Source organism: Stenotrophomonas sp. TD3 (assembly GCF_001939825.1).
GTDB lineage: Bacteria > Pseudomonadota > Gammaproteobacteria > Xanthomonadales > Xanthomonadaceae > Stenotrophomonas.
Genome location: NZ_MOYM01000002.1, coordinates 19,709 through 43,790 on the forward strand (window position 1 = coordinate 19,709; position 24,082 = coordinate 43,790).

The 24,082-nt window shown below is 67.7% G+C and carries 21 protein-coding genes; 16 read left to right on the forward strand and 5 right to left on the reverse strand.

Annotated elements, in window-relative coordinates; all coding sequences use genetic code 11:
* Positions 1 to 33: 33 nt before the first annotated feature.
* The 7 genes from pilG to BKE09_RS17035 all read left to right on the forward strand — a co-directional run bounded on the left by pilG (position 34) and on the right by BKE09_RS17035 (position 12,041).
* Complete coding sequence (gene pilG, locus BKE09_RS17005; RefSeq protein ID WP_005418455.1) at positions 34 to 435, forward strand: twitching motility response regulator PilG; 402 nt, start codon at positions 34 to 36, stop codon at positions 433 to 435.
* A gap of 18 nt (positions 436 to 453) precedes the next feature.
* Positions 454 to 816 carry a response regulator gene (locus BKE09_RS17010; protein ID WP_005410717.1) on the forward strand — a complete coding sequence of 121 codons (363 nt, stop codon included), beginning with the start codon at positions 454 to 456 and terminating at the stop codon, positions 814 to 816.
* A complete protein-coding gene (locus BKE09_RS17015; protein ID WP_075676832.1) occupies positions 816 to 1,346 on the forward strand; it encodes a chemotaxis protein CheW in 531 nt (176 codons plus the stop codon). Before BKE09_RS17010 ends, BKE09_RS17015 begins: the two co-directional genes overlap by 1 nt.
* A gap of 41 nt (positions 1,347 to 1,387) precedes the next feature.
* Positions 1,388 to 3,424, forward strand: coding sequence for a methyl-accepting chemotaxis protein (locus tag BKE09_RS17020; RefSeq protein WP_014038185.1), 2,037 nt, complete (start codon positions 1,388 to 1,390; stop codon positions 3,422 to 3,424).
* A 100-nt stretch (positions 3,425 to 3,524) separates the two neighbouring features.
* Positions 3,525 to 10,253 carry an Hpt domain-containing protein gene (locus BKE09_RS17025; protein ID WP_075676834.1) on the forward strand — a complete coding sequence of 2,243 codons (6,729 nt, stop codon included), beginning with the start codon at positions 3,525 to 3,527 and terminating at the stop codon, positions 10,251 to 10,253.
* Complete coding sequence (locus BKE09_RS17030; RefSeq protein WP_075676836.1) at positions 10,240 to 11,580, forward strand: chemotaxis protein CheB; 1,341 nt, start codon at positions 10,240 to 10,242, stop codon at positions 11,578 to 11,580. The genes BKE09_RS17025 and BKE09_RS17030 overlap by 14 nt, the downstream gene beginning before the upstream one ends.
* The gene (locus BKE09_RS17035) at positions 11,577 to 12,041 is read left to right on the forward strand and encodes a chemotaxis protein CheW (protein WP_014648089.1); all 465 of its coding nucleotides are present in this window, start codon (positions 11,577 to 11,579) and stop codon (positions 12,039 to 12,041) included. Before BKE09_RS17030 ends, BKE09_RS17035 begins: the two co-directional genes overlap by 4 nt.
* Positions 12,042 to 12,143: 102 nt before the next feature.
* Here the strand turns inward: BKE09_RS17035 and BKE09_RS17040 are convergent, their stop codons facing one another.
* Both BKE09_RS17040 and bioA read right to left on the reverse strand, forming a co-directional pair.
* Positions 12,144 to 12,881, reverse strand: a complete 738-nt coding sequence (locus BKE09_RS17040) for a 16S rRNA (uracil(1498)-N(3))-methyltransferase (RefSeq protein ID WP_075676838.1) — start codon at positions 12,879 to 12,881, stop codon at positions 12,144 to 12,146.
* On the reverse strand, positions 12,872 to 14,263 hold the full coding sequence (gene bioA, locus BKE09_RS17045) for an adenosylmethionine--8-amino-7-oxononanoate transaminase (RefSeq protein ID WP_240502939.1): 1,392 nt from the start codon (positions 14,261 to 14,263) through the stop codon (positions 12,872 to 12,874). The genes BKE09_RS17040 and bioA overlap by 10 nt, the downstream gene beginning before the upstream one ends.
* 77 nt (positions 14,264 to 14,340) lie before the next feature.
* Between bioA and nudE the strand changes: the two genes are divergently transcribed.
* The 7 genes from nudE to gcvH all read left to right on the forward strand — a co-directional run bounded on the left by nudE (position 14,341) and on the right by gcvH (position 19,195).
* Positions 14,341 to 14,904, forward strand: coding sequence for an ADP compounds hydrolase NudE (gene nudE, locus BKE09_RS17050; RefSeq protein WP_005418435.1), 564 nt, complete (start codon positions 14,341 to 14,343; stop codon positions 14,902 to 14,904).
* Entirely contained in the window at positions 14,901 to 15,704 is an 804-nt protein-coding gene (cysQ, locus tag BKE09_RS17055) for a 3'(2'),5'-bisphosphate nucleotidase CysQ (protein ID WP_014038179.1), read from the forward strand. The genes nudE and cysQ overlap by 4 nt, the downstream gene beginning before the upstream one ends.
* Positions 15,705 to 15,717: 13 nt before the next feature.
* Complete coding sequence (mazG, locus tag BKE09_RS17060; protein ID WP_075676842.1) at positions 15,718 to 16,557, forward strand: nucleoside triphosphate pyrophosphohydrolase; 840 nt, start codon at positions 15,718 to 15,720, stop codon at positions 16,555 to 16,557.
* Positions 16,554 to 16,883: a YnfA family protein gene (locus tag BKE09_RS17065; protein WP_075676844.1), complete on the forward strand. Its 330-nt coding sequence runs from the start codon at positions 16,554 to 16,556 to the stop codon at positions 16,881 to 16,883. Before mazG ends, BKE09_RS17065 begins: the two co-directional genes overlap by 4 nt.
* A 248-nt stretch (positions 16,884 to 17,131) precedes the next feature.
* Positions 17,132 to 17,434, forward strand: a complete 303-nt coding sequence (locus BKE09_RS17070; protein WP_014038176.1) for a DUF962 domain-containing protein — start codon at positions 17,132 to 17,134, stop codon at positions 17,432 to 17,434.
* A gap of 159 nt (positions 17,435 to 17,593) precedes the next feature.
* Positions 17,594 to 18,706, forward strand: coding sequence for a glycine cleavage system aminomethyltransferase GcvT (gene gcvT, locus BKE09_RS17075; RefSeq protein WP_014038175.1), 1,113 nt, complete (start codon positions 17,594 to 17,596; stop codon positions 18,704 to 18,706).
* Positions 18,707 to 18,799: 93 nt separating this feature from the next.
* Complete coding sequence (gene gcvH / locus BKE09_RS17080; RefSeq protein ID WP_006464497.1) at positions 18,800 to 19,195, forward strand: glycine cleavage system protein GcvH; 396 nt, start codon at positions 18,800 to 18,802, stop codon at positions 19,193 to 19,195.
* Between the two features lie 292 nt (positions 19,196 to 19,487).
* Here gcvH and BKE09_RS23395 read toward each other — a convergent pair whose 3' ends face one another.
* Positions 19,488 to 19,787: a hypothetical protein gene (locus BKE09_RS23395; RefSeq protein ID WP_139319680.1), complete on the reverse strand. Its 300-nt coding sequence runs from the start codon at positions 19,785 to 19,787 to the stop codon at positions 19,488 to 19,490.
* 183 nt (positions 19,788 to 19,970) lie between these two features.
* Here BKE09_RS23395 and BKE09_RS17085 point away from each other — a divergent pair, with 183 nt between their 5' ends.
* Entirely contained in the window at positions 19,971 to 20,489 is a 519-nt protein-coding gene (locus BKE09_RS17085; protein ID WP_032130057.1) for a hypothetical protein, read from the forward strand.
* Positions 20,490 to 20,608: 119 nt separating this feature from the next.
* Here the strand turns inward: BKE09_RS17085 and BKE09_RS17090 are convergent, their stop codons facing one another.
* Positions 20,609 to 21,502, reverse strand: coding sequence for a LysR family transcriptional regulator (locus tag BKE09_RS17090; RefSeq protein ID WP_075676846.1), 894 nt, complete (start codon positions 21,500 to 21,502; stop codon positions 20,609 to 20,611).
* A gap of 111 nt (positions 21,503 to 21,613) precedes the next feature.
* Here BKE09_RS17090 and BKE09_RS17095 point away from each other — a divergent pair, with 111 nt between their 5' ends.
* Positions 21,614 to 22,372 carry an SDR family oxidoreductase gene (locus tag BKE09_RS17095; RefSeq protein WP_075676848.1) on the forward strand — a complete coding sequence of 253 codons (759 nt, stop codon included), beginning with the start codon at positions 21,614 to 21,616 and terminating at the stop codon, positions 22,370 to 22,372.
* A gap of 168 nt (positions 22,373 to 22,540) precedes the next feature.
* On the opposite strand, the gene BKE09_RS17100 is transcribed toward BKE09_RS17095, so the two are convergent.
* Positions 22,541 to 23,941 (reverse strand): serine hydrolase domain-containing protein, encoded by a 1,401-nt coding sequence (locus tag BKE09_RS17100; protein ID WP_075676850.1) that lies wholly within the window; start codon positions 23,939 to 23,941, stop codon positions 22,541 to 22,543.
* Between the last annotated feature and the right edge of the window lie 141 nt (positions 23,942 to 24,082).

Consider the following 24,082-nt stretch of genomic DNA (forward strand, 5'->3'; position numbering starts at 1 on the left):
CCAGAGATTGGGCCGTGCGCTTGGGGATAGGCAATGACTGAAAACACGACTGCGGGCGGGGAACTCGCAGGACTCCGGGTGATGGTCATCGATGATTCGAAGACCATCCGCAGGACTGCGGAAACGCTGCTCAAGCGCGAAGGCTGCGAGGTGGTCACCGCCACCGACGGCTTCGAAGCGCTTGCCAAGATCGCAGACCAGCAGCCGCAGATCATCTTCGTCGACATCATGATGCCGCGCCTGGATGGCTACCAGACCTGTGCGCTGATCAAGGGCAACCAGCTGTTCAAGGCGACCCCGGTGATCATGCTGTCATCCAAGGATGGTCTGTTCGACAAGGCGCGGGGGCGCATCGTCGGCTCGGAGCAATACCTGACCAAGCCTTTCACGCGCGAAGAACTGCTGGGTGCCATCCGCACATACGTCAACGCCTGACCAGGGGGGAAAGGCACAATGGCTCGTATCGTCCTGATCGAGGATTCACCGACCGACCGCGCGGTGTTCACCCAGTGGCTGCGCCGTGCCGGCCACGAGGTGCTGGAAGCGGACAACGCCGAGGATGGCCTGCAGCTGGTCCGCGACCAGGTGCCGCAGCTGGTGCTGATGGACGTGGTCCTGCCCGGCATGAGCGGGTTCCAGGCCACCCGTGCGATGGCCCGTGATGCGGCGATCAAGCACATCCCGGTGATCATCGTCAGCACCAAGGCGATGGAAACCGACAAGGCCTGGGGCCTGCGCCAGGGCGCAGCCGATTACATCGTCAAGCCGCCGCGCGAGGATGAACTGATCGCGCGGATCAACGAACTGGTGGCCTGATGCGCTCGCCCTTCGACATCCTTGAAGCCTACGAACGGCGCAGCCTGGCCCATGCGGTGCAGCTGCCCGGGCGGCAGTTCGCCCAGGACCTGTGGCGTGGCGTCGGTTTCCGCGTCGGCCAGCGCCGGCTGGTGTCCGATTTCCGCGAAGTGGTGGAAATCGTGCCGATGCCGCCGGTGACCCCGGTGCCCTGCGCGCAGCCCTGGCTGCTGGGCGTGGGCAACCTGCGCGGCAACCTGTTCCCGGTGGTCGACCTGAAGTACTTCCTGGAAGGCACGCGCACCGTGCAGCAGGAAGGCCAGCGCGTGCTGATCATGCGCCAGACCGGCGGCGACGTCGCACTGACCATCGATGAACTGTTCGGCCAGCGCAGCTTCGAGCTGGAACAGCAGATCGAGGCTGGCGCCCTGGCCGAAGGTCGCTACGGCCATTTCGTTGACCGTGCCTTCCATGCCGACGGCCATGACTGGGGCGTGTTCTCGCTCTCGCTGCTGTCGCGCACCCCTGAATTCCGGCAAGCCGCGGCCTGAGGCCGGGCATCGCCCCCTGCATTGAAGATCGAGGTTGAACGATGAGTACTGCTTCGGACGCCACCAAGACCGGCAAGCTGCGGCTGGGCGGCAGCAACCTCTGGCTGTTCCTGCTGCTGGCATCGATGATCCTGTTCGGCGTCAACACCGGCGTCGCCACCTGGCAGGGCAGCCGCCTTGCCGACGCCGGCTCCAAGGCCGCCGACCTGCAGGTGCTGTCGCAGCAGCTGGCCAACCAGGGACGTGACGCGGTCGGCGGCAACGCCCAGGCCTTCACCGCCTTCAAGGCCACCCGCAACGCGATCGAACAGAACGTGTCGACGCTGCAGGGCCGCTATGGCAAGGAGCCGGGCGTGTCCGGTGCCATCGCCACGCTGGGCGAGACCTGGGCACCGTTGGGCAAGCAGGCCGGGCAGCTGGTGGCCAGCGAGCCCGCCGTGCTGGCGCTGGCCGGCAATGCCAACAACTTCACCGGGGCGGTGCCGGGCCTGCAGGCCCAGCTGAACGAGCTGGTGCGCGCGATGTCCGCCTCCGGCGCGCCGTCGTCGCAGGTGTACAGCGCACTGCAGCAGGTCGTGGTGGCCGGTTCGATGGCCCGCCGCGTGACCGAAATGCGTGCCGGTGGCAGCGCCGCGGCGACCTCCGGCGATGCGCTGGCGCGTGACATCACCGTGTTTTCGCAGGTGCTCGACGGCCTGCGCAACGGCAACGAGGAACTGGGCATCACCGCCGTGCGCGGTGCCGCCGCCGTGGCCGCGCTGGAGCAGTCGCAGCAGAAGTGGGAGGCGATGAAGCAGGATGCCGACGCGATCCTGGCCAGCTCGCGCCAGCTGTTCGCGGCGCAGTCCGCCGCCACCGCGCTGGGCCAGGGTTCGGCACACATGCTGGACGACAGCCGCAAGCTGTTCGATGCGTTCTCCTCGTTCGGCTCGGTGTCCGACACTCGCCTGTTCCCGAATTTCTGGATCGGCGTGGTGTCCGGTGCGCTGTCGCTGATCGCGATCATCGGCTTCGTCTCCACCAACGTGCGCAGCCGCTCGCGCGAGCAGGAACTGCGTTACCAGACCCAGGTGGAATTCAACAGCCGCAACCAGCAGGCGATCATGCGGCTGCTGGACGAAATCTCCTCGCTCGGTGAGGGTGACCTGACGGTGAAGGCCTCGGTGACCGAGGACATGACCGGCGCGATCGCCGACGCGATCAACTACGCGGTGGACGAGCTGCGCCACCTGGTGACCACCATCAACGACACCTCGGCCAAGGTCGCGATGTCCACCCAGGAAACGCAGGCCACCGCCATGCAGCTGGCAGAGGCGGCGGGCCACCAGGCCAACCAGATCACCTCGGCCTCGGACCGCATCGGCGAAATCGCGGCGAGCATCGAGCAGGTGTCGCGCAACTCGGCCGAGTCGGCCGACGTGGCGCAGCGCTCGGTGGTGATCGCCGCCGAAGGTGCCGGCGTGGTGCGCGAGACCATCCAGGGCATGGACCAGATCCGTGACCAGATCCAGGAAACCTCCAAGCGCATCAAGCGCCTGGGCGAGTCGTCGCAGGAAATCGGCTCGATCGTGGAACTGATCAACGACATTTCCGAGCAGACCAACATCCTGGCGTTGAACGCGGCCGTGCAGGCGGCGTCGGCCGGTGAAGCGGGCCGCGGTTTCGCGGTCGTGGCCGACGAAGTGCAGCGCCTGGCAGAACGTACCTCGGGTGCGACCCGACGCATCGAAAACCTGGTCCAGGCCATTCAGGCCGACACCAACGAAGCGGTCACCTCGATGGAGCAGACCACGGCCGAAGTGGTGTCCGGTGCGCGCCTGGCCGAAGACGCCGGTACCGCGCTGACCGAGATCGAGCGCGTGTCCAACGCCTTGAACACCCTTATCAAGAACATCTCCATCGCCGCCCAGCAGCAGTCGGCCGCCGCCTCGGACATCACCCGCACCATGGGCGTGATCCGGCAGATCACCGGCCAGACCTCGCAGGGTGCCGGGCAGACGGCAGAGTCGATCGGCCACCTCGCGCAGCTGGCGGCGGACCTGCGCCGTTCGGTCGCCGACTTCAAGCTGCCGGCGTGACGCGGGCAGGGCGGCGAGCAAGGAACCAGTCGATGAAGCATTTCCATTCCCCACGCCAGAACTCGCGCGGCTTCCGCGCGGCGGCGAACGGAGCGCGTCCATGAGCAGTCTGCGCGATGCGATGAGCCACGCAGCGCTGGGCTGGGTCAAGCCCGAGCTGGACGAGACCCTGCGCCAGGTGCGCAACGAGGTCGAGTACTACGCGGAAGATCCCACCGATGCCAGCCGCATGCGCATCTGCGCCGGCTACCTGCACCAGGTGCAGGGCACCCTGCGCATGGTCGAGCTGTATGCCCCGGCGATGGTGGCCGAAGAGCTGGAACAGCTGGCCAACGCCATCGGCGCTGGCCGTGTGGCCGACCGTGATGAAGCCTGCGCGACCCTGATGCGCGGCAGCGTGCTGCTGCCGGACTATCTGGAACGCCTGCAGAACGGCCATCGCGACATTCCGATCGTACTCATGCCGCTGCTCAACGAGATCCGCGCGTCGCGTGGCGAAGAGGGCGTCAATGACAGCGTGCTGCTGGCCTTTGCGCCGGACAGCGTCACCGCCACCGAGGCCGAGCTGGACCATGCCCGTGGCAGCCTGAGCGGGCGCAACCGCGAGCTGCTCGACACGGTCGGCAGCGCGGTGAAGGAAGAACTGCTGCGCATCAAGGATGCGCTTGACCTGCACCTGCGCACCGGCGGTGCGCCGGAACAGCTGCAGACCCAGGCCAACGAGCTGGGCGCGGTGGCCGATACGCTGGGCATGATGGGCCTGGGCGTGGCCCGTGGCGTGGTCGTGCAGCAGCGCGACGCGCTGCGTGGCGTGGTCGAGGGCCGCCAGCAGGTCGACGAGAACCTGCTGCTGGATATCGCCGGTGCGCTGCTGTACGTCGATGCCTCGCTGGACGACCAGGTTGCCCATCTGGGCGCCGGCGGCAGTGGTGAGGACGATCCGAGCGCGGTGGAGAACCGGCGCACGGTGGAAGTGCTGGCCCATGAAGCCATCGCCAACTTCGCCGCCGCCCGCGAGCATTTCGTCGCCTTCATCGAAACCAGCTGGAACCATGCCGAGCTGCAGGACGTGCCGCGCCTGCTGGGCGATGTGTCCGGCGCGCTGCGCATGCTCGACCTGGGCACCGCCGCCGATTACCTGCGTGGCGTGCAGCAGTACATCGAGGCCGAACTGATCGGCCGCCAGCGCGTGCCCAGCGGCCGCCAGCTGGACACCCTGGCCGATGCCATGGCCAGCCTGGAGTACTACCTGGAAGCCCTGCGCGACCGCCGCCCGGGCCGCGAGGACATTCTCGAAATCACCCGCAGCAGCCTCGAGGCGCTGCGCTACTGGCCGCTGCCCGAGCGCAATGCCGTCGCGCCGGATGCGCTGGCGGTACTGCAGGTCGAACCGGAGCCGGTTACCCTGCAGGCCGAACCGCTGCAGCCGGAACGCATCGAGATTCCGGTGCAGCCTGCCGCGCCTGCTGCCGGCGACGTGCCGACGCCGCTGCCGGACTTCACCTTTGATCCGCCGCCGGTCACCCCGGCGCCGATGGTGTCCGACAACCGCCTGATGTTCGGTGCATTGGGCACCGTGGCCGCCGTGGCCGCCGGCACCGGTGATGCCGATGCCTCGCCGTTGCCGACGCAGGATGATGCGGAGGCATCGCTGGTCTTCGCGGCGTCCAGCGCACCTGCGCCGGATGTCCCGCAGTGGGAGTTGGCGCCGTTCCATCCGGAGGCCGACGCGGTCGCGCCTGCCGATGACGAACGCAGCCCGACCTTCGCCAGTTTCGATCCGGTCAGCTTCGAACTGGCTGACAGCGGTCACTCCGATGCACCGCAGTGGTCGCTGTCCGAGGGGCCGCAGGTGCTTGAGGAAACCGCAGCGCCTGCAATCGACGAGACGACGGACGCCGTGGTTTCGTCCGCGACCGGATTCGATGCTGCACCGGTGTTTGATCCGGTAGCGGCCGAGCAGGACGCGGTTGCCGAGGCCGACGACGTGGTGTTCCGCTTCGACGCCGATGCATTGGACAACGCTGACGACGTGCTGTCGCTGCATGCGATGGAAACGCTGTCGCTGGACGATGACGCCGGGTTGCATCCGTCGCTGGAGATCGTCGATGCCGTGGCGCTGTCGCCGGCCGATGCATCGCCTGCGGCGGAGGTCGAGGTGGACGAGGCTCCGGTTGACCTGCCGGCACCGTCGATCACGCCGCCGTCGATCGAAGCGCCAGCCCCGGCAGCGGAAACCTCGGCACCGGCCGTGTCGGTGATCGATATCGACACCATCGCGCCGATTGATTTCAGCGAGGCTGATGCCCAGTTCTTTGCCGAGCTGAGTGCAGCCGCTGCCGGCTTCAATCCGCAGGCGATGCCTGCCGCGGCGGCACCGGAGGCGGTGGTTGCGACCGACACCGGCGCCAATGCCGACGCGAATGCGGGCTTCGACGCCGGCTTCGACGACGACGCCGAGAACATCGACGAGGACATCCGCGAGGTATTCCTGGAAGAGTTCGACGACGAGCTGGCCAATCTCGGCACGCTGCTGCCGGCGTGGCGCATGCAGCCGGACAACATGGACCGGCTGCGTCCGATCCGCCGCATCTTCCATACCCTCAAGGGCAGTGGCCGCCTGGTGGGCGCACGCACGCTGGGCGAGTTCGCGTGGAAGATCGAAGGCATGCTCAACCGCGTGCTGGATGGCAGCCGCGCCGCGTCGCCGGCGGTGCTGGCGATGGTCGACAACGCACATGCGGCGCTGCCACAGCTGAACGCAGCGCTGCGCCACGGCCAGCGCATCAGCGTCGACCTGCAGGCCATGCAGGCCATTGCCGATCGTGTCGGTGCAGGCGAGGAGACCTACTACGTACCGCTGCCGGTTGCCGCTGCACCGGTTGTACCGGTTGCCGAAGCTGACGGCGAAGACGAGATCAGCCGCATTCTCGACGCCGAGGCTGCCGCTTCGGCGCCGACCGATACCGTCGTGGAGGCCGAAGTCGCCGGCACGCCGGCCAACATCGACAGCGTGCTGCGCGAGATTCTCGAGGCCGAGGTGGAAGTCCACCAGGCCACCCTGCAGGACTGGCTGCGTTCGGCGCAGCAGGCACCGCAACCGGTCAGCGATGCACTGCTGCGCGCGGTGCACACCATGAACGGCGCCTTCGCGATGACCGAAGTGCCCGAGATCACGGCTGTGACCGGCGGTGCGGAGTCCTACATCAAGCGCGCACTGGCCGCCGAGGTGGTCCCGGGTGATGAAGGCGTGGCCGCCCTGGATGCGACCGCGCAGGCGATCACCGCCACCATGGAAGCGTTGCAGGCCGAACAGCCGCGCATTGCGCCGCAACAGGTCCTGGCACAGCGCCTGCAGGCGCTTGCTGGCGAGCTGCCGGAAGCGCGCTGGCCGATGGTGGGCCTGGAAGACGAAGAAGACGATCTGGCGCTGGATGACCAACCCACAGCGGAATCGGATGTGGAAGCATCGACGGCCATCGCGTCCGGAACCGATGCTGTGTCGCTTTCGCTTGTTGCACCGGAGCAGGAACCGCAGGCACATGACGATGCTGCGCAAGCTCCGGTCGCCGACGTGGCGATCGAAGCCGGGCTGGAGGTCGGTGAGCTGACGGCCAGCGACGATCTTTCGCGCTACTTCGATGCCGGATGGCCGTCCGTGCCGGGTGAGGGGGAGGCGTCGCTGCCGGTGGTCGAATCGATCCAGGTGGCCGACGATGTTCCAGGCGTTGCCGTAGCCGGCGTCGAGGTGGAGTCCGAAAGCGTGCCGCCGTTGTCCGACGATGCCGGTTTGACCGTCGTGGATGATCTGTCGCCGTATCTGGATGCCAGTGCGCTGCCGGTCGACGACCGTGACGCCGAAGAGATCCCGGCCGCTGTCGAAGCCGTCGCATCTGACCTGAATGCGCCATCGGCCGATCACGCGCACGTCGCTGATGCCGTGGCGTTCGAAACGCCTGCTGCACTGCCACTCGACAGCGAGCTGTCGAGCCTGCAGGATGAAATGGCTGCGCCGGGGTTTGCAGAACCGGTCTCGCTGGAAGCCGCGCTCGAGGCCGGCCTGCACGTGATCGACGAAGAGCAGCCCCTGGCCGACGACGGGCAATGGCCCGTGCTCGGCCTGCAGGCCAGCGAACTCGCGCCGGGCGAGGCGGAAGCCTTTGCCGAGGATGCGGACGTCGGCGGGGAGGCGGCGATCGGTGAAGGAGAGAGCGCCGATCAGCCGTCCCCGGCGACGGTGAATGAGGAGATCGCGGAGGCCGCTGCGCCGGCCACCGCCGAACCGGTGCGCTTCTTCGAACTGGAAGACGCGCCGGGCCAGGCGGACGTCCACGCCGAAGCCGCCGACGTCGATGCGGTTGCAGTGTCGGATGCCGTGGCAGCCGGTGCGCGCGAAGCCGCCGCGCCTGAAGCCGTGACACCTGACGTCCTTGCCATGCCGGTGCTGGAAGACAGTGCCGATGCGCTCGACTTCAGCGTCTACGATCGCGAGCTGGTCGACATCTTCGTCGAGGAAGGCAAGGACCTGCTCGACCACTGCGATGGCCTGATCAGCGAGCTGCGCGATGCGCCGCAGGACCGCGAGGTGCTGGCCGGCCTGCAGCGTGACCTGCATACCCTGAAGGGTGGTGCGCGCATGGCTGGCATCAACGCGATCGGCGATCTCGGCCACAGCATCGAATCGTTGCTGGAAGCCGTCGCCGCCGGTCGCACCGAGATCGAACGCCGCGATGTGCAGTTGCTGGAGCGCGGATTCGATCGCCTGCACCAGCTGCTGACCCGCACCGGTGACCACCGCGTGGTGGAACCGGCGCAGGATCTGGTCGACGCGTTCGAAGTGCGTACCACGACCGATATCGCCGCTGCGGCGGCCGCGGCAGCGGCCGCCAACGTGGCGAGCGTCGCGGAAACCGCGTCGGCACCGGTCGCCAGCCCGGCGCCGGCACTGCTCGATGCGCCGTTGTCGGCACCGCTGCCGGCCGAAGGCGTGGTCGATGAAGATCCGCTGGCGCGCCCGCAGCAGGAACAGGTGCGCGTGCGCGCGGACCTGCTCGACCGGCTGGTCAACCATGCCGGTGAAGTGGCGATCTACCGCTCGCGCCTGGAACAGCAGCTCGGCGCCTTCCGCGGCGCGATGGGCGAACTGGAGCGCACCAATGCGCGACTGCGCGACCAGCTGCGCCGCCTCGACCTGGAAACCGAAGCGCAGATCGTCGCCCGCTACCAGCGTGAGCAGGACCAGGCCGATCAGAAGTTCGATCCGCTGGAACTGGACCGCTTCTCCACCCTGCAGCAGCTCAGCCGTGCGCTGAACGAATCGGCGGCCGACCTTGGCGGCCTGCAGGGCGTGCTCGACGATCTGTCACGCCAGTACGACTCGCTGCTGCAGCAGCAGTCGCGCGTCAGCTCCGAGCTGCAGGACGGCCTGATGCGTGCGCGCATGGTGCCGTTCGATGGCCTGGTGCCGCGCCTGCGCCGCGTGGTCCGCCAGTCCGGCATGGATACCGGCAAGCAGGTGCACCTGACCCTGGAAGGCACCCACGGCGAACTGGACCGCAACGTTCTCGACCGCATGGTCGCGCCGCTGGAGCACATGCTGCGCAACTCGGTGGCCCACGGCCTGGAAACGCCGGAACAGCGTCGCGCCGCCGGCAAGCCGGAGGAGGGCGAGGTCGCCATCCGCCTGCACCGTGAAGGCTCGGAAATCGTGCTGGAAGTGGCCGATGACGGTGCCGGCCTGGATCGCGAAGCGATCCGCCGCCGCGCCATCGACCGTGGCCTGCTGGCCGCCGATGCACAGCCGAACGAGCAGGAACTGGACAACCTGATCTTCGCCTCCGGTTTCTCCACCGCCGACCAGGTCAGCCAGCTGGCCGGTCGCGGTGTGGGCATGGACGTGGTGCGCAACGAAGTGCGCCAGCTCGGCGGCTCGGTCGACATCCAGTCGGTGCGTGGCCAGGGCGTGCGCTTCACCCTGCGCCTGCCGCAGACGCTGGCCGTCACCCAGGCGGTGTTCGTGCAGATCGGCGAAACCACCTTCGCCGTGCCGGTGGCCTCGGTCAGTGGTATCGGCCGCCTGTCGCGCGAGCGCTTCGAGGCCGCCGACAGCAGCTACCGCTACAGCGGCGAAGACTATCCGCTGTATGACCTCGGCAGCCTGGTCGGGCAGGCCCCGGCACGCGCCGATGGCCAGGACCAGGTGCCGCTGCTGCTGGTGCGTGCCGGTGACCTGCGTGCTGCCGTGGCGATCGACCAGGTGCTGGGCAACCGCGAAATCGTGGTCAAGCCGGTCGGCCTGCAGATCGCATCGGTACCGGGCATCTACGGTGCCACCATCACCGGCGATGGCCGCGTGGTGGTGATCCTGGACGTCGCGCCGCTGGTGCGCCGTTTCCTGGCCAATCCGACGGCACCGGTGCTGGCCAATGCGCCGCGCGACGAACGCCAGGTGCCGCTGGTGATGGTGGTCGATGACTCGCTGACCATGCGCAAAGTGACCGGCCGCATCCTGGAACGCCACAACTTCGAAGTCAGTGTCGCCCGCGATGGCGTGGAAGCACTGGAGCGGCTGGAAGAGCGCGTGCCGGACCTGATGCTGCTGGATATCGAGATGCCGCGCATGGATGGTTACGAGCTGGCCACTGCGATGCGCGCCGACCCGCGGTACAAGGATGTGCCGATCGTGATGATCACCTCGCGCAGCGGCGACAAGCACCGCCAGCGCGCCTTCGAGATCGGTGTCCAGCGTTATCTGGGCAAGCCGTACCAGGAACTGGACCTGATGCGTAACGTGTACGACCTGCTGGGGATCGCCCGTGTCCGTGAGTGAAACCCATCCGGCCCCGGCCGTCGCCCTGCTGGCCCGCCCCGGTGCGGCGCGCGAACGCCTGCGCGAGGCGCTGTCGCATGCAGATGTGCAGCTGGTCCTGGAAGATGATCCGAACGGCCTGGAGCCACAGGTCCTGCAGGCCGCGGATCCACAGTTTGTGGTGATCGCGCTGGAAGCTGCCATCGAGGATGCACTGGAACGGCTGGAAGCCGTGCTCTCGGCACCGGGGTTGACCCTGGTGTTCGATGAGGCCGAGCTGGCCGCACGCCGCGACGGCTGGGAGGCCCAGCGTTGGGGGCGCCATCTGGCCGCCAAGCTGCATGGCCACCAGCAGGTGTTGCCGCCGGGTGCCGAGGAAGAGCCCAGCCTGCAGCTGGAACCCGGCCATCCGGCGCCCGCGCCGGCGCCGCAGGAAGAAGCCCTGCAGCCGCACCTGGAGCAGGCGCTGAGCTGGGCCGATGAGGTTCCGGCAGACGGCCTGTATTCGCCTCCGGCACACCTGCACGAACCGATCGCACTGGAGCAGGCCCTGGCGGCGCTGCAGCCGGTCGTGCCCGAACCCCTGGCGCCGCCTTCGCCGCCGCCGCAGGCGCTGGCCGAACCGGCGATGCCTGCGGCACCGCCGATCTCCTTCGATCACACTGCCTGGTCGCTGGTCGAGGAATCGATCGAAGCGCCGGTACCGGCAGAAGCCGTGGCCCCAGTCTCCGCGCCGCAGCCCTCCTTCGATACCGATCATCTGAGCCTGGTCGATCTGGATGCCGCCGCCCCGGCCGGTGCGCGCGCCGCGTCGCTGCTGGTGCTGGCCGGCATCGGTGGCCCGGATGCCTTGCGTCGCCTGCTCGGCGCACTGCCCGCGTCGTTGAGCGTGCCGGTGCTGGTGCACATGCGCCTGGATGGTGGCCGCTACGGCAACCTGGTCAAGCAGATGTCGCGCGTTTCGCCGTTGCCGGTGCAGCTGGCCGAGGCCGGCCAGCACGCCGTACCGGGCGAGGTCCACGTGCTGGCCGATGATATCGGCGTGCGCGCGGCCAGCGATGGCCTGCATTTCCAGAGCGATGCCACTGGTATCTCGCTCGCTGCATTGCCGGCCGAACACACCGCGCTGGTGCTGCTCAGCGGCGCCGACCTGGCCCACGTCGGCCCGGCGCTGGACCTGGCGGCTGCCGGTGCGTGGGTGGCCGGGCAGGTGGGCGAGGGCTGCTACGACCCGGCTGCAGCCACTGCGGTGGTTGCTGCCGGCATGGTGGCCGGTGAACCGCAGGAACTGGCGCAGGCGATTGCCGCGCGCTGGGGTGAGCAGGACGACAACGGAGAAGCACCATGAGCTACGCCAGCAATGACGAAATCCGCGGCGTCCTGATCCAGGCCGGCAACGAGCGCGTGCTGCTGCCCAATGCCACCGTGGCCGAAATGATGTCGCGCGTGCCAGTGCAGCCAGTCTCCGATGCCCCGCGCTGGCTGGTCGGCGAGATCGGCTGGCATGGCTGGCAGGTACCTCTGGTGTCGTTCGCACGCCTTTCCGGGCTGGGCGAAGAGACGGTGGCCGGCCACAACAAAGTGGTGGTACTGAAGTCCCTCAGTGGCAACGCGCAGCGCCCGTACTACGCGCTGCTGACGCAGAACTTCCCGCAGCTGATCTCGGTGCCGCGCGATGGCCTGCTGGCCGACGCCTCCGAAGAAACCCTGCCGCAGATCGTGCACATGCGCGTGCTGCTGGGTGAGCAGAGCGCGCTGCTGCCGAACCTGGATGCGCTGGAAGCGGCGCTGGATTCGCTGGCGGCCTGATCGGGAATCCGCCGGTCGGGTTCCCGGTAGTGCCGGCCGCTGGCCGGCAACCGCATGATCCCCTTGATGCCGGGCAGCGGCCGGCACTACCACGAACCAGCCCTATCCCAGGTCGCCCAACCGCGCCTGCAACGCCGCGATCGCGGCCAGTCCGGCCGTTTCCGTGCGCAGGATCCGCGGCCCCAGTTGCAGCCCCTGGAATCCCGCCGCGGCCAGTTGATCGCGGTCGCGCGGCGACCAGCCGCCTTCCGGGCCGATCGCAATCACGATGCCGCCGGTGGGAGCGGCTTGCAGCGTCGACAGGCGATGCGCCCCCTGCGGATCCAGGGTCAGCCGCAGCGAATCGGCGGGCAGCGCCGCCGCAGCCTGCGCCAGCGACAGCGGGGATCCCACCTGCGGAATGCGCGCACGCCCGGATTGTCCGCAGGCCGAGGTCACCACGTTGTTCCAGTGCGCCACGCGCTTCTCGGCCCGTGCCGCATCCAGCTTCACCTCGGTGCGCTCGGCGTTGACCGGAAGGATCACGGCCACGCCCAGCTCGGTCGCCTTCTGCAGGATCAGGTCCATCTTCTCGCCACGGGCGATGCCCTGCAGCAGGGTGATCGCCAGCGGGGATTCGGTGTCGATGGCCTGCACCGCGTCGATACGCACCTGCACCTCACGCTTGCCGGCCACGGTCAGCGTGGCGCTGTAGTCATGGCCGTCGCCATTGAACAGCACGCAGGTGTCTCCCTCGCGCAGGCGCATCACCCGCACCAGATGGTTGGCGGTCTCTTCCGGCAGGGTCACGGTCTGGCCGCTGTGCAGCGCCAGGTCGATGGGGCAGCGGGTCACGCGCATGCAATCGCCTCGTCGATGGCCGCCAGCGTGGTGTGCGCCAGCAGTTCCAGTTGTTCGTCATCCACACAATAGGGTGGCATCCAGTACAGCACGTCGCCCAGCGGGCGCAGCACCACGCCGCGCTTGAGCGCGGCCTTGTAGGCCTGCAGGCCCAGCCGCAGGCCCGGATCGAACGGCGTGCGCTTGTCGCTGTCGCGCGACAGCTCGAAGGCCACCACCATGCCGGCCTGGCGCACGTCGGCCACGTGCGGGTGGTCGGCAAACGGTGCCGCCAGCGTGCCCATCACCGAGGCGATGCCCCGGTTGCGCGCGATCACATCGTCGTCGCGGAAGATGTCCAGCGTCGCCAACGCCGCCGCGCAGGCCAGCGGGTTGCCGGTGTAACTGTGCGAATGCAGGAAGGCGCGCTCGCGCGAGTCGTCGAGGAAGGCGTCATACAGCGCCTGCGTCGCCAGCACGGCGGCCAGTGGCAGGAAGCCGCCGGTCAGGCCCTTGGACAGGCACATCAGGTCCGGCATCACCCCGGCCTGCTCGCAGGCGAACAGGGTGCCGGTGCGGCCGAAGCCGGTGGCGATCTCGTCGGCGATCATGAACGCGCCGTGGGCATCGCATAGTTCGCGCACGCGCTGCAGGTAGACCGGGTCATGCATGCGCATGCCGCCGGCACACTGCAGGCGCGGTTCCAGGATCACCGCGCAGATCTCGCCAGGGTGCTGGTCGAACAGCGTGGCCAGGCCATCGGCCGCCTGCCGCGCGCGATCGGCCGCGCTCTGGCCGGCTTCGGCCAGGTAGGCATCGGGCGAGGGTGCGAACAGGCCTTCGGCCAGCAGCGGTGCATAGACGCGGCGATACAGCGGAATGTCGCCCAGCGCCAGCGCGCCCAGGGTTTCGCCGTGGTAGCCATTCTCGAGCGCGATGAAGCGCGTGCGGCGCGGCTCTCCGCGGTTCTGGAAGTACTGGAAGGCCATCTTCAGCGCCACCTCGACGCCGGCCGAACCGTTGTCGGCATAGAACACCTTGGCCAGCGGCTCGCGGCCGGGCTGGCGGGGGGCCAGCGCCAGCAGGCGTTCGGCCAGGGTGATCGCCGGCTCGTGGCCGAAGCCGGCCAGCATCACCTGTTCCAGCTGCCCGGCCTGGGCGGCGATGGCGCCACCGATGCGTGGTTCGGCGTGGCCGAACAGATTGGTCCACCAGCTGCTCACCGCATCCAGATAGCGGTTGCCGTCGTGGTCGATCAGCCAGGCACCTTCGCCACGGGCGATCGGCACCAGCGGCAGGGTGTCCGGATGCTCACGCATCTGCGTGCACGGGTGCCACAGCACCTGCAGGTCGCGCTGCCGCCAGTGGCGGGCCAGCGGGGAGGGGGTTGGGTCTGCTAGCATTTCGGGCTCATGAACATGTTGCTGCCTGCACATTCTATCGGCCCCGGCGCAGCCGCCGGTCGCCGCGGAGATTCCGCATGAACGATGACCGTGCCGGCCGTCGCTTGCCGATCATCCATCGGATCACCGATGAGGAGAACGGCCCCTTCCAGCGCCAGCACCTGGACCTGGAGTTCTCCAACGGTGAACGCCGCCGCTTCGAGCGCCTGGTCAGCCGTGGGCACGGTGCGGTGGTGGTGGTGCCGATGCTCGACGACGAAACCGTGCTGCTGGTACGTGAATACGCCGCCGGCATGCACCGTTACGAACTGGGGCTGGTGAAGGGCCGGATCGATGCCGGCGAGACGCCTGAGCAGGCGGCCGACCGCGAACTGAAGGAAGAAGCCGGTTATGGTGCGCGCCGGGTCGACGTGCTGCGCGCGATGACCCTGGCCCCGACCTACATGAGCCACCAGTCGTGGCTGGTGGTGGCGCGCGACCTGTACCCGGAAAAACTGGCCGGCGACGAGCCCGAAGAGCTGGAAGTGGTGCCGTGGAAGCTGGCCGAACTGGACCAGCTGATGCTCCGCGAGGACTTCTCCGAGGGACGCTCGCTGGCGGCGCTGTTCATTGCCCGCCAGTGGCTGCAGGGAACGCGATGATCAAGCTGACGACGGACCTGCGCGAGACCGCCATCGCCATCGCCCAGGAAGCCGGACAGGCCATCATGCAGGTGTATGCCGATGGCTTCGACGTGCAGATCAAGGACGACAACAGCCCGGTCACCGCCGCTGACCTGGCCGCCAACCAGGTCATTGAACTGGGCCTGCGCCAGCTGACCCCGGACCTGCCGATCCTGTCCGAAGAATCGGCGCAGGTGGGCTGGGAGCAGCGCCGCCACTGGGGCGCCTACTGGCTGGTGGACCCACTCGACGGCACCCGCGAGTTCGTCAAGCGCAACGGTGAGTTCAGCGTCAACATCGCCTTGATCTACCAGGGCGCGCCGGCCTTCGGCGTGGTGCTGGCGCCGGTCACCGGCATCGTCTGGCATGCCATGCGCGGCGAACTGGCCTATCGGCGGCAGGGCCTGCACGACACCGTGCTGCGTACCCGCACGCCGGCCACTGCTCCGCTGCGCGTCGCCGCCAGCCGTTCGCACCGCTCGCCGGAAACCGAGGCGCTGCTGGCGCGCATGGGCCGCATCGAGACCATCGCGCAGGGCTCGTCGCTGAAATTCTGCCGGATTGCCGAAGGTGGCCTGGATGTCTATCCGCGGCTCGGCCCGACCTCCGAATGGGATACCGCCGCCGGCCAGTGCGTGCTGCATGCCGCCGGTGGCGCGGTGCTGTCGGCGGCGACCGGCAAGCCGTTCCGTTACAACCGCCGCGAGACCCTGTTGAACGGCGATTTCATTGCCCTTGGTGATACCAGCCTGCCGTGGCGCGACTGGTTGTCCGACTGAACCTGGAGGACGCATGAGCGCGCACGACACCCCTACCACCGGCAGCGCCGCCAGCAACGAACTGGAGCGCCTGCTGTCGATCATGGCGCGCCTGCGCGATCCGCAGGGCGGCTGCCCGTGGGACCTGGAACAGAACTTCGCGACCATCGCGCCGTACACCATCGAGGAAGCCTACGAGGTCGCCGATGCGATCGACCGGGGAGACCTGGACGATCTCTGCGACGAGCTCGGCGACCTGCTGCTGCAGGTGGTGTTCCACGCACGCATGGCCGAGGAGCAGGGGGCATTTGCCTTCGCCGAGGTCGCCCGTGCGATCAGCGACAAGATGCAGCGCCGCCACCCGCACGTGTTTGCCGATGTCAGCGTCGACGATGCCGATGGGGTGATGCGCAACTGGGAGGCGATCAAGCGCGCAGAGCGTGCCGCCAAGGGCGAGCAGGACACCTCCGCACTGGCCGGTATCTCGCGTGGCCTGCCGGAATGGCAGCGCGCCGTGAAGCTGCAGTCGCGCGCGGCCAAGGTCGGTTTCGACTGGCCGGGCCCGCGGCCGGTGCTGGACAAGGCAGCCGAGGAGCTGCAGGAGCTGCGCGAGGAATTCGAGCGCGGCGATATCGCAGGCAACAAGGCGCGCCTGCAGGAAGAACTGGGCGACCTGCTGTTCGTCTGCGCCAACCTGGCCCGGCACGCCGATATCGATCTGGGCGCCGCACTGCGGGGGGCCAACCACAAGTTCGAGCGGCGCTTCCGCGCAATGGAAGCGCAGGCCGCCGCGCAGGGCGAGGCGCTGGCCGCACTGGACCTGGATGCGCAGGAAGCGCTGTGGCAGCACGCCAAGGCAGCGGAAAAGGCGTGAAGACGCTCGGCCTGTTCCTGCTGACCGCGCTGGCCGAGATCATCGGTTGCTATCTGCCGTGGCTGTGGCTGCGCAAGGGGGGCAGCGCCTGGCTGCTGCTGCCGGCGGCGGCCAGCCTGGCCCTGTTCGCGTGGTTGCTGACCCTGCACCCCACCGCCAGTGGACGGGTCTATGCCGCCTACGGTGGCGTCTACATCGGCACCGCGCTGTTCTGGTTGTGGCTGGTCGACGGCATCCGCCCCAGCCGCTGGGACCTGTTCGGTGCAGCCCTGTGCCTGGCCGGCATGGCGGTGATCATGTTCGGTCCGCGCGCGCCTTCGGTGTAGCGTCGAGCCAGACGCGACCGCTCCCGGTCTTCTATAGCGTCGAGCCATGCTCGACTGCTCCTGCTCTTCATGTAGCGTCGAGCCATGCTCGACTGCTTCCCCGAGGGCCAGTCGAGCATGGTTCGACGCTACAAAGGCAGTGCCACCGGATCATGCAATGCCTTGTCGAAATCGGCGAGGTCGCCCAGGCCGCTTTCCCTTCCGGGAAGGCGCATGATGGCGGTGACCACGGCCCCCGGAGCACGCATATGTCCCGCTTCGCCAGCTTCCGCGAGTTCTATCCGTTCTATCTCAGCGAGCACCGCCACCCGGTCTCGCGGCGGCTGCATTTCATCGGCAGCTGCGGGGTGCTGCTGCTGGTGGCTGCTGCCGTGTTGCGCGGCCAGCCGCTGCTCCTGCTGGGTGCTCTGTTCTGCGGTTACGGATTCGCCTGGGTCGGCCATTTCTTCTTCGAGAAGAACCGCCCGGCGACCTTCCGGCATCCGCTGTATTCATTCATGGGCGACTGGGTGATGTTCGCCGACATCCTGCGCGGGCGGGTGCGCCTGTAGCAGGCGGTTGCGGGGGGCCGCAGCCATTGCCTCGCCCGAAAGGGAAAGGGTGGGGCGGGCCGCGCTTCCACTTCCACGAACCGCTGCGCTGCGGCACGCCTGCGGGCGACCGATCTGGGATAATGGGGATTCTTGTTTCCTCTGCTGCCGGACCCGGTCATGACCCAGAAGACGCTGCTCAACGATACCCACCGCGCCCTTGGCGCCAAGATGGTCGATTTCGGGGGTTGGGACATGCCCATCCACTACGGCTCGCAGCTGGACGAACACCACCTGGTGCGCCGCGAGTCCGGTGTGTTCGACGTCAGCCACATGACCGTGGTCGACCTGCGCGGTGACCAGGTCAAGCCGTTCCTGCGTCGCCTGCTGGCCAACTCGGTCGACAAGCTGAAGGTGACCGGCAAGGCGCTGTACTCGTGCATGCTGAATCCGCGCGGCGGCGTCATCGATGACCTGATCGTCTACTACCTGGGCGACGATTTCTTCCGCATGGTGGTCAATGCCTCCACCCGCGAGAAGGACCTGGCGTGGCTGCGCGAGCAGGCGGCACCGTTCGGCGTTTCCGTCGAGCAGCGCCCGGACCTGGCCATCCTCGCCGTGCAGGGCCCGCAGGCGCGCGACATCGTGATCGGCCTGGCCCGCGAAGCCGACCGTGCAGCGCTGACCAAGCTGGGCCGCTTCGCCGCCCTGCAGGCGCAGTCCGACGACGGCGTCGAGCTGTTTGTCGCCCGCACCGGCTACACCGGTGAAGACGGTTTCGAGATCCTGCTGCCGCAGGATGCCGTGGTCGCCTTCTGGAACCGCCTGCTGGCGGCAGGCGTGAAGCCGGCCGGGCTCGGCGCGCGCGACACCCTGCGCCTGGAAGCCGGCATGAACCTGTACGGCCAGGACATGGACGAAGCGATCAGCCCGTATGAAGCGGCGCTGGCCTGGACCGTGTCGCTGGACGAAGGCCGCGACTTCATCGGCCGCGACGTGCTGGAGGCGCAGAAGGCAGCCGGCACCGCGCGCCAGATGATCGGCCTGGTGATGGACGAGAAGGGCGTGCTGCGCCACGGCCAGGCGGTGACCACCGCTGGCGGCCAGGGCGAGATCCTGTCCGGCACCTTCTCGCCGACTCTGGCCAAGGGCATCGCCTTCGCCCGCGTGCCGGCCGGTGAACTCGGCGAGGTCACCGTCGACATCCGCGGCCGGCAGGTGCCGGTGCGGGTGGTCAAGTTCCCGTTCGTGCGCGAAGGCCAGGCCCAGCCCGGCGTGCTCGCCGACGCCTGATCCGAACGTGCCGGTCGTCACTGACAGCAGTGGCGGCCGGTTGGTTACACTAGCCCCGTTTTTTCCACCCCTGCATATCTCTGGAGCAGTCCCATGAGCGAGATCCCCGGCGACCTCAAGTTCCTCAAGTCCCATGAGTGGGCCCGTGTCGAAGGCAATGGCCGCGTCACCGTCGGTATTTCCGACCACGCCCAGGGCCTGCTGGGTGACCTGGTCTACGTCGAACTGCCGGAAGTCGGCGCCGACGCCAAGGCCGGCGAGCAGATCGCCGTCGTCGAGTCGGTGAAGGCCGCCTCGGACGTCTACAGCCCGATCAGCGGCAAGGTCGTCGAGGTCAACTCGGCCCTGTCCGACAAGCCGGAAACCATCAACGAAGATGCCTACGGCGAAGGCTGGATGTTCGTGGTCGAACTGACCAACGCCGAAGAGGTCAACGAGCTGCTGGACCCGGACGCGTACGCTGAAGCCCTGGAGAACGAAGACCACTGAGTCGTCGTTTCCGGATTCTGGAACGGCCACCTTCGGGTGGCCGTTTTCGTTTTGGCGACCGCGTCGGACTCATGACGCGGGGTTCGCTGCGCACCCTCGACGTGGCATCAGCCGATAGACGAACGGTGCCGATGGGCGTGCGCAGTTTTGCGCAAATCCGCGTTTCAGCCCCGCGCCGAAGCGTTCGAATGTGAAAACTTTTCGCCCCCCGTTGCGGCGCCGTTGTGCTGGCGTTGGCGGCGGTACCGGTGACCATCGACGATGCGCACACGCTGTTGTGCCCGACCTGCGCCTATCTGCGCGGAGTGCTTATTTCAAGTGTTTTTTGATCAACGCCTGCATTGGCATCGATGCAGGCAACGCGCGTGCGCGCCGCTTCGACGGTGGTTGCAGGCCGTGCAGAGTGGTGGCGCCGACGGCGCCCGGGAAGGCGCGGATGTGAAAATTTTTCGCGGGGGTTGTTGACAGTAAAAAAAACCGTGATTAGGTTTCGCCTCAGCAGACCTTGCCTGCCCAACCGAGTGCGCAGAATCAATCGTCCGATGCGAAGCAGCCCCTTCAAGACCACCGCGACCCTGATGACGGTGGACATGGCCCCGCTTCCCCCGGAGAAATGCAAGGCAACTCCCGTTCCGATGCCCGCTCCGCCGATCGAGGCGGGCATTGCCGCATCCGTAACGGCGCGCCTGACGCGCCGGCGGTCCCCGCACGCAGCATCCGCGGGTTTGATCCAACTGGGCGTTTCAACTCCCTATCACTGACGAGGAGCCATCCCATGGCAACCAAGAAAGCTGCGAAGAAGAAGCCCGCCGCCAAGAAAGCGGTGAAGAAGGTCGCGAAGAAGGCCGCTGCCAAGAAGGCAGTGAAGAAGGTCGCGAAGAAGGCGACCGCCAAGAAGGCAGTGAAGAAGGCTGCGAAGAAGGTCGCCAAGAAGACCACTGCGAAGAAGGCAGTGAAGAAGGCGGCGAAGAAGGTAGCCAAGAAGTCCACTGCCAAGAAGGCCGTCAAGAAGACCGCGAAGAAGGCCGTCAAGAAGGTAGCCAAGAAGGCCACCAAGAAGACTGCCAAGAAGGCCACGGCCCGCAAGCCGGCCAAGAAGGTCGCGAAGAAGGCGACTGCCAAGAAGGCCGTCAAGAAGACTGCCAAGAAGGCAGTAAAGAAGACCGCGAAGAAGGCCACCAAGAAGGCTGCCCCGAAGAAGGCAGCGAAGAAGGTTGCCAAGCGCAAGCCGGCCGCCCGCAAGAAGAAGGCCGCTCCGGTCGCTCTGCCGGCAACCCCGGCGCCGCTGATCTAAGTACTTCCCGATAGCCGCATCCTGAAACCCCCTTCCCTGGCTGCCCAGCGGGGAGGGGGTTTTTTTATGGGCCGTTTGTAGCGTCGAGCCAGGCTCGACTGTTTTGCTGACGGTCGGCGCTAGCCCTGCGGCGCCGCTGGAAAGCGCTCCACCAGGAAGTCGAGGAAGCTGCGCAGGCGGGTGGAGTGATAACGGTCGTGCGCATAGACCACGTGCATCGGCCGACCGGCCTGGCCGTGTTCTGGCAGCAGCTGCACCAGGCGCCCCGCCTCGACATCGGCGGCCAGCAGCAGCGCTGACTGCAGGACGATGCCCAGACCCTGCAGCGCCGCCGAACGCAGCGCTTCGCCATTGTTGATCTGCAGCCGGCCATCGGGCACGCGGTCGAGCCCGCCAGCATCGGCCCGCAGCCACTGTGCAAGTGCGCTGGGTTCGAACGACAGGCATTGATGGCCGGCAAGTGCCTGCACGCTGAGCGGCGTGCCATGCCTGGCCAGGTACGCCGGCGAGGCGCACATCATCAAGCGATAGGGGGTCAGCGCACGCGCCACCAGCATGCTGCTGTCGGCCAGCGTGCCGATGCGCAGCGCCGCTTCGAAGCCCTCTTCGGCAAGGTCGACCACGCGATCCGTCAACGTGGCGTCGACCCGGACATCCGGATGGCGCGCCATGTACTCGGCCAGTGCCGGTACCAGCGCATGCGTGCCGAAGATCACCGGTGCACTGATGCGCAGCGTACCCGCCGGTGCCAGGTGCTGGTGCTGCGCCTGCGCGTCGGTTTCCTCCACCAGGCGCAGGATCTCCCGGCAGCGGGTGTAGTAGTCCTCGCCGAACGGCGTCATGTGCTGGCGGCGCGTGGTACGGCTCAACAGCTGCATGCCCAGCCGTGCTTCCAATGCTCGCAGATGCTTGCCGGCCATCGTCGCCGAGATGTCCATCGCCGCGGCTGCGGCACTGAGGCTGCCCTTGTCCACGATCAGCACGTAGACCTGCATGCTTTCCAGCAGGTTCATCTGACACCCCGGGTGTTGAATGCTGAAACCTGCGTGGAGTTTATCAATCAGGGGTGATCAAACAGCATGTCGTGCACGGGCCGGACGTGCCGGCCATGACAGGAGAACACCATGGACTTGAATCTTGCAGGCCGTACCGCGTTGGTGACGGGCGCGGCCAGCGGCATCGGTGCCGCCGTCGCCAGGCAGTTGGCCGCCCAGGGCGTACGCGTTGCCATCACCTCGCGGCAGCAGGCACCCCTGCAGGCGCTGGCGGCGCGGATCGAAGCCGAAGGCGGCGCCACACCGGTCATCGTGGCCGGCGATGTCACGGTTGCCGGCGACGTCCGGCGCATCGCGGACGCATCCCGTGAGGCATTGCAACGTGTCGATATCCTGGTCAATGCCGCAGGCGGTTCCCGGCCGACCACGGTCGATGCCGATGATGATGTCTGGGAGGAGGCGATCGCCCTGAACTTCTCCGCCGCGCGACGGCTGACCCAGGCGCTGTTGCCCGGCATGCAGACGCAGGCTTGGGGACGGGTGATCAATTTCAGCGGTTCGATGGAACCGCGTGCGGTGAACGCCGCCACCGCGGCGAAGGCGGCATTGCACCTGTGGAGCAAGGGCCTGTCGTCGGAGGTGGCCGGGCAGGGCATCACGGTGAACGCGATTGCACCGGGGCGCATCAACAGCGCGCAGATCCTGGACCGCCTGCACCCCACCGAGGAAAGCCGACGCGCGTTCATCGCCCGCAACATCCCGATCGGACGTTTCGGTGAACCGGAGGAAGTGGCGCCGCTGGTGGCGTTCCTGGCCTCGCCGCTGGCCGCCTACATCACCGGTGCGGTGATTCCGGTGGACGGCGGCATGCACTACTTCGCGCACTAGTTCCGCATTTGTAGCGTCGAGCCATGCTCGACGGCTTCTTCGTGTCTGTAGAGTCGAGCCGTGCTCGACTGCTTTGCGCGAACAGTCGAGCATGGCTCGAAGCTACAAGAGCCAACAAAAAGGGCGGCCCATGGGCCGCCCTTCATGCTCACGGTCGAGCCCGCCTGATCAGCGCGGCGAAGCCACCGCGCGATTGCCCGAGGCGCCCTTGCCCTTGCGCTTGTCCTGCTGCGCCGGGCTGGCGCCCTCGGCCATCAGGTTGTCGCTGCCGAAGTCGGTGTCCACGTCCAGCCAGCGCTGCGCCGGCAGGCCGAGTGCCGAGTCGAGCACGGTCGGCAGCAGGCCGCTGGGCAGGCCGCTCTCGCCATTCCAGAGGATGGCGATACCGAGATCGCGTTCCGGCACCAGTGCCACCAGGCCGCGATAGCCCTGCACGGCACCGGCATGGAACACCACGTCGTGGCCGGCGTAGTCGAAGGTACGCCAACCCAATGCGTAGCCGGCCGAGTGCAGGCGCTCACGGCGCCAGCCCGAACGCATCTCGCCCGGCGTGTTGATCAGGCTCGAATGCAGGGTGGCCAGCAGCGGTGCCGGCAGCACATCGGGGCGATGGCCGGTGTGGGCCAGCAGCCACTGCGCCATGTCGCTGGCGCTGGCGTTGACGCCGGCCGCCGGAGCAACGCGGTAGTAGGTCGGCTTCGGCGTCAGCGAGACCCAGCCGTTGCGGCTGCGTACGTGCGGGCGCGCCCAGCGCGAGCTGGCCTGGATGCCGGCCAGGCCGAGGCTGGCATCATTCATGCCCAGCGGCTTGAAGATGCGGCGCTCGACCGACTGCTCGTAGAAGCTGCCGGAGGCCGCATAGACAACGTCGCCGATCAGGCTGAAGGCCACGTTCTGGTAGGCGTAGCAGTCGCCCGGCAGGCACTTCAGGCTGGTGTTGGCCAGCTTCTGGGTCAGCGAGTAGTACTCGGCGTTGCCTTCGATGTCGCGGTCGTAGGCGTTGTACGGCAGGCCGACGCGATGGCTGAGCACGTCGGCGACGGTCAGGCGGTCGGTGGCTTCCGGCGAGTTCAAGCGGAAGCCCGGCACGTAGTCGGTGACCTTGCTGTCCCAGCGCAGCGTGCCGTCGTTGACCAGCAGGCCGGCCATGGTGCCGGCGAAGGCCTTGGACAGCGAGGCCAGGCGGAACACGGTGTGCGCATCGACCGGCAGCGGGTTGTTGACGTCGGTGACGCCATAGCCGCGCGCGCTGAGGATGCGGCCGCCCTGCACGATCGCCACCGCCATGCCCGGCACGCGCTCGCCATAGGTCAGCTGCTGCGCCATCGATTCGATGTTGGCGACGTTGAAGCCAGCGGCCGGCGCCTGGACGTGCGGCACCAGACCGGTGCGGTAGGCCGCAGGCTGGGTGTGGGCGACGGTGGGAGCCGTCGCGGATTCGATGTTGGTCGGCATCGGCGGCAATGCCGGCGGTGTCTGCGCGGTGGTGGACAAGGCAACGGGCATCAACATGCCCAGCAAACCGGTGGCCGCCGAACGGATCGGACGACGCAGGCTGTTCTTTTTCATCGGTTGGACCCGTGCGCGACTGCTGATGGCGATTCTAGCGCCGCTTTTCCCCTGTGCACAAACAAAGCGAAGATGAATGCGCATCTTGTTGAAAAAGTTGGAATTTTGACGCCCCGAAAGTGTGTGTCGGAACGTGTCATC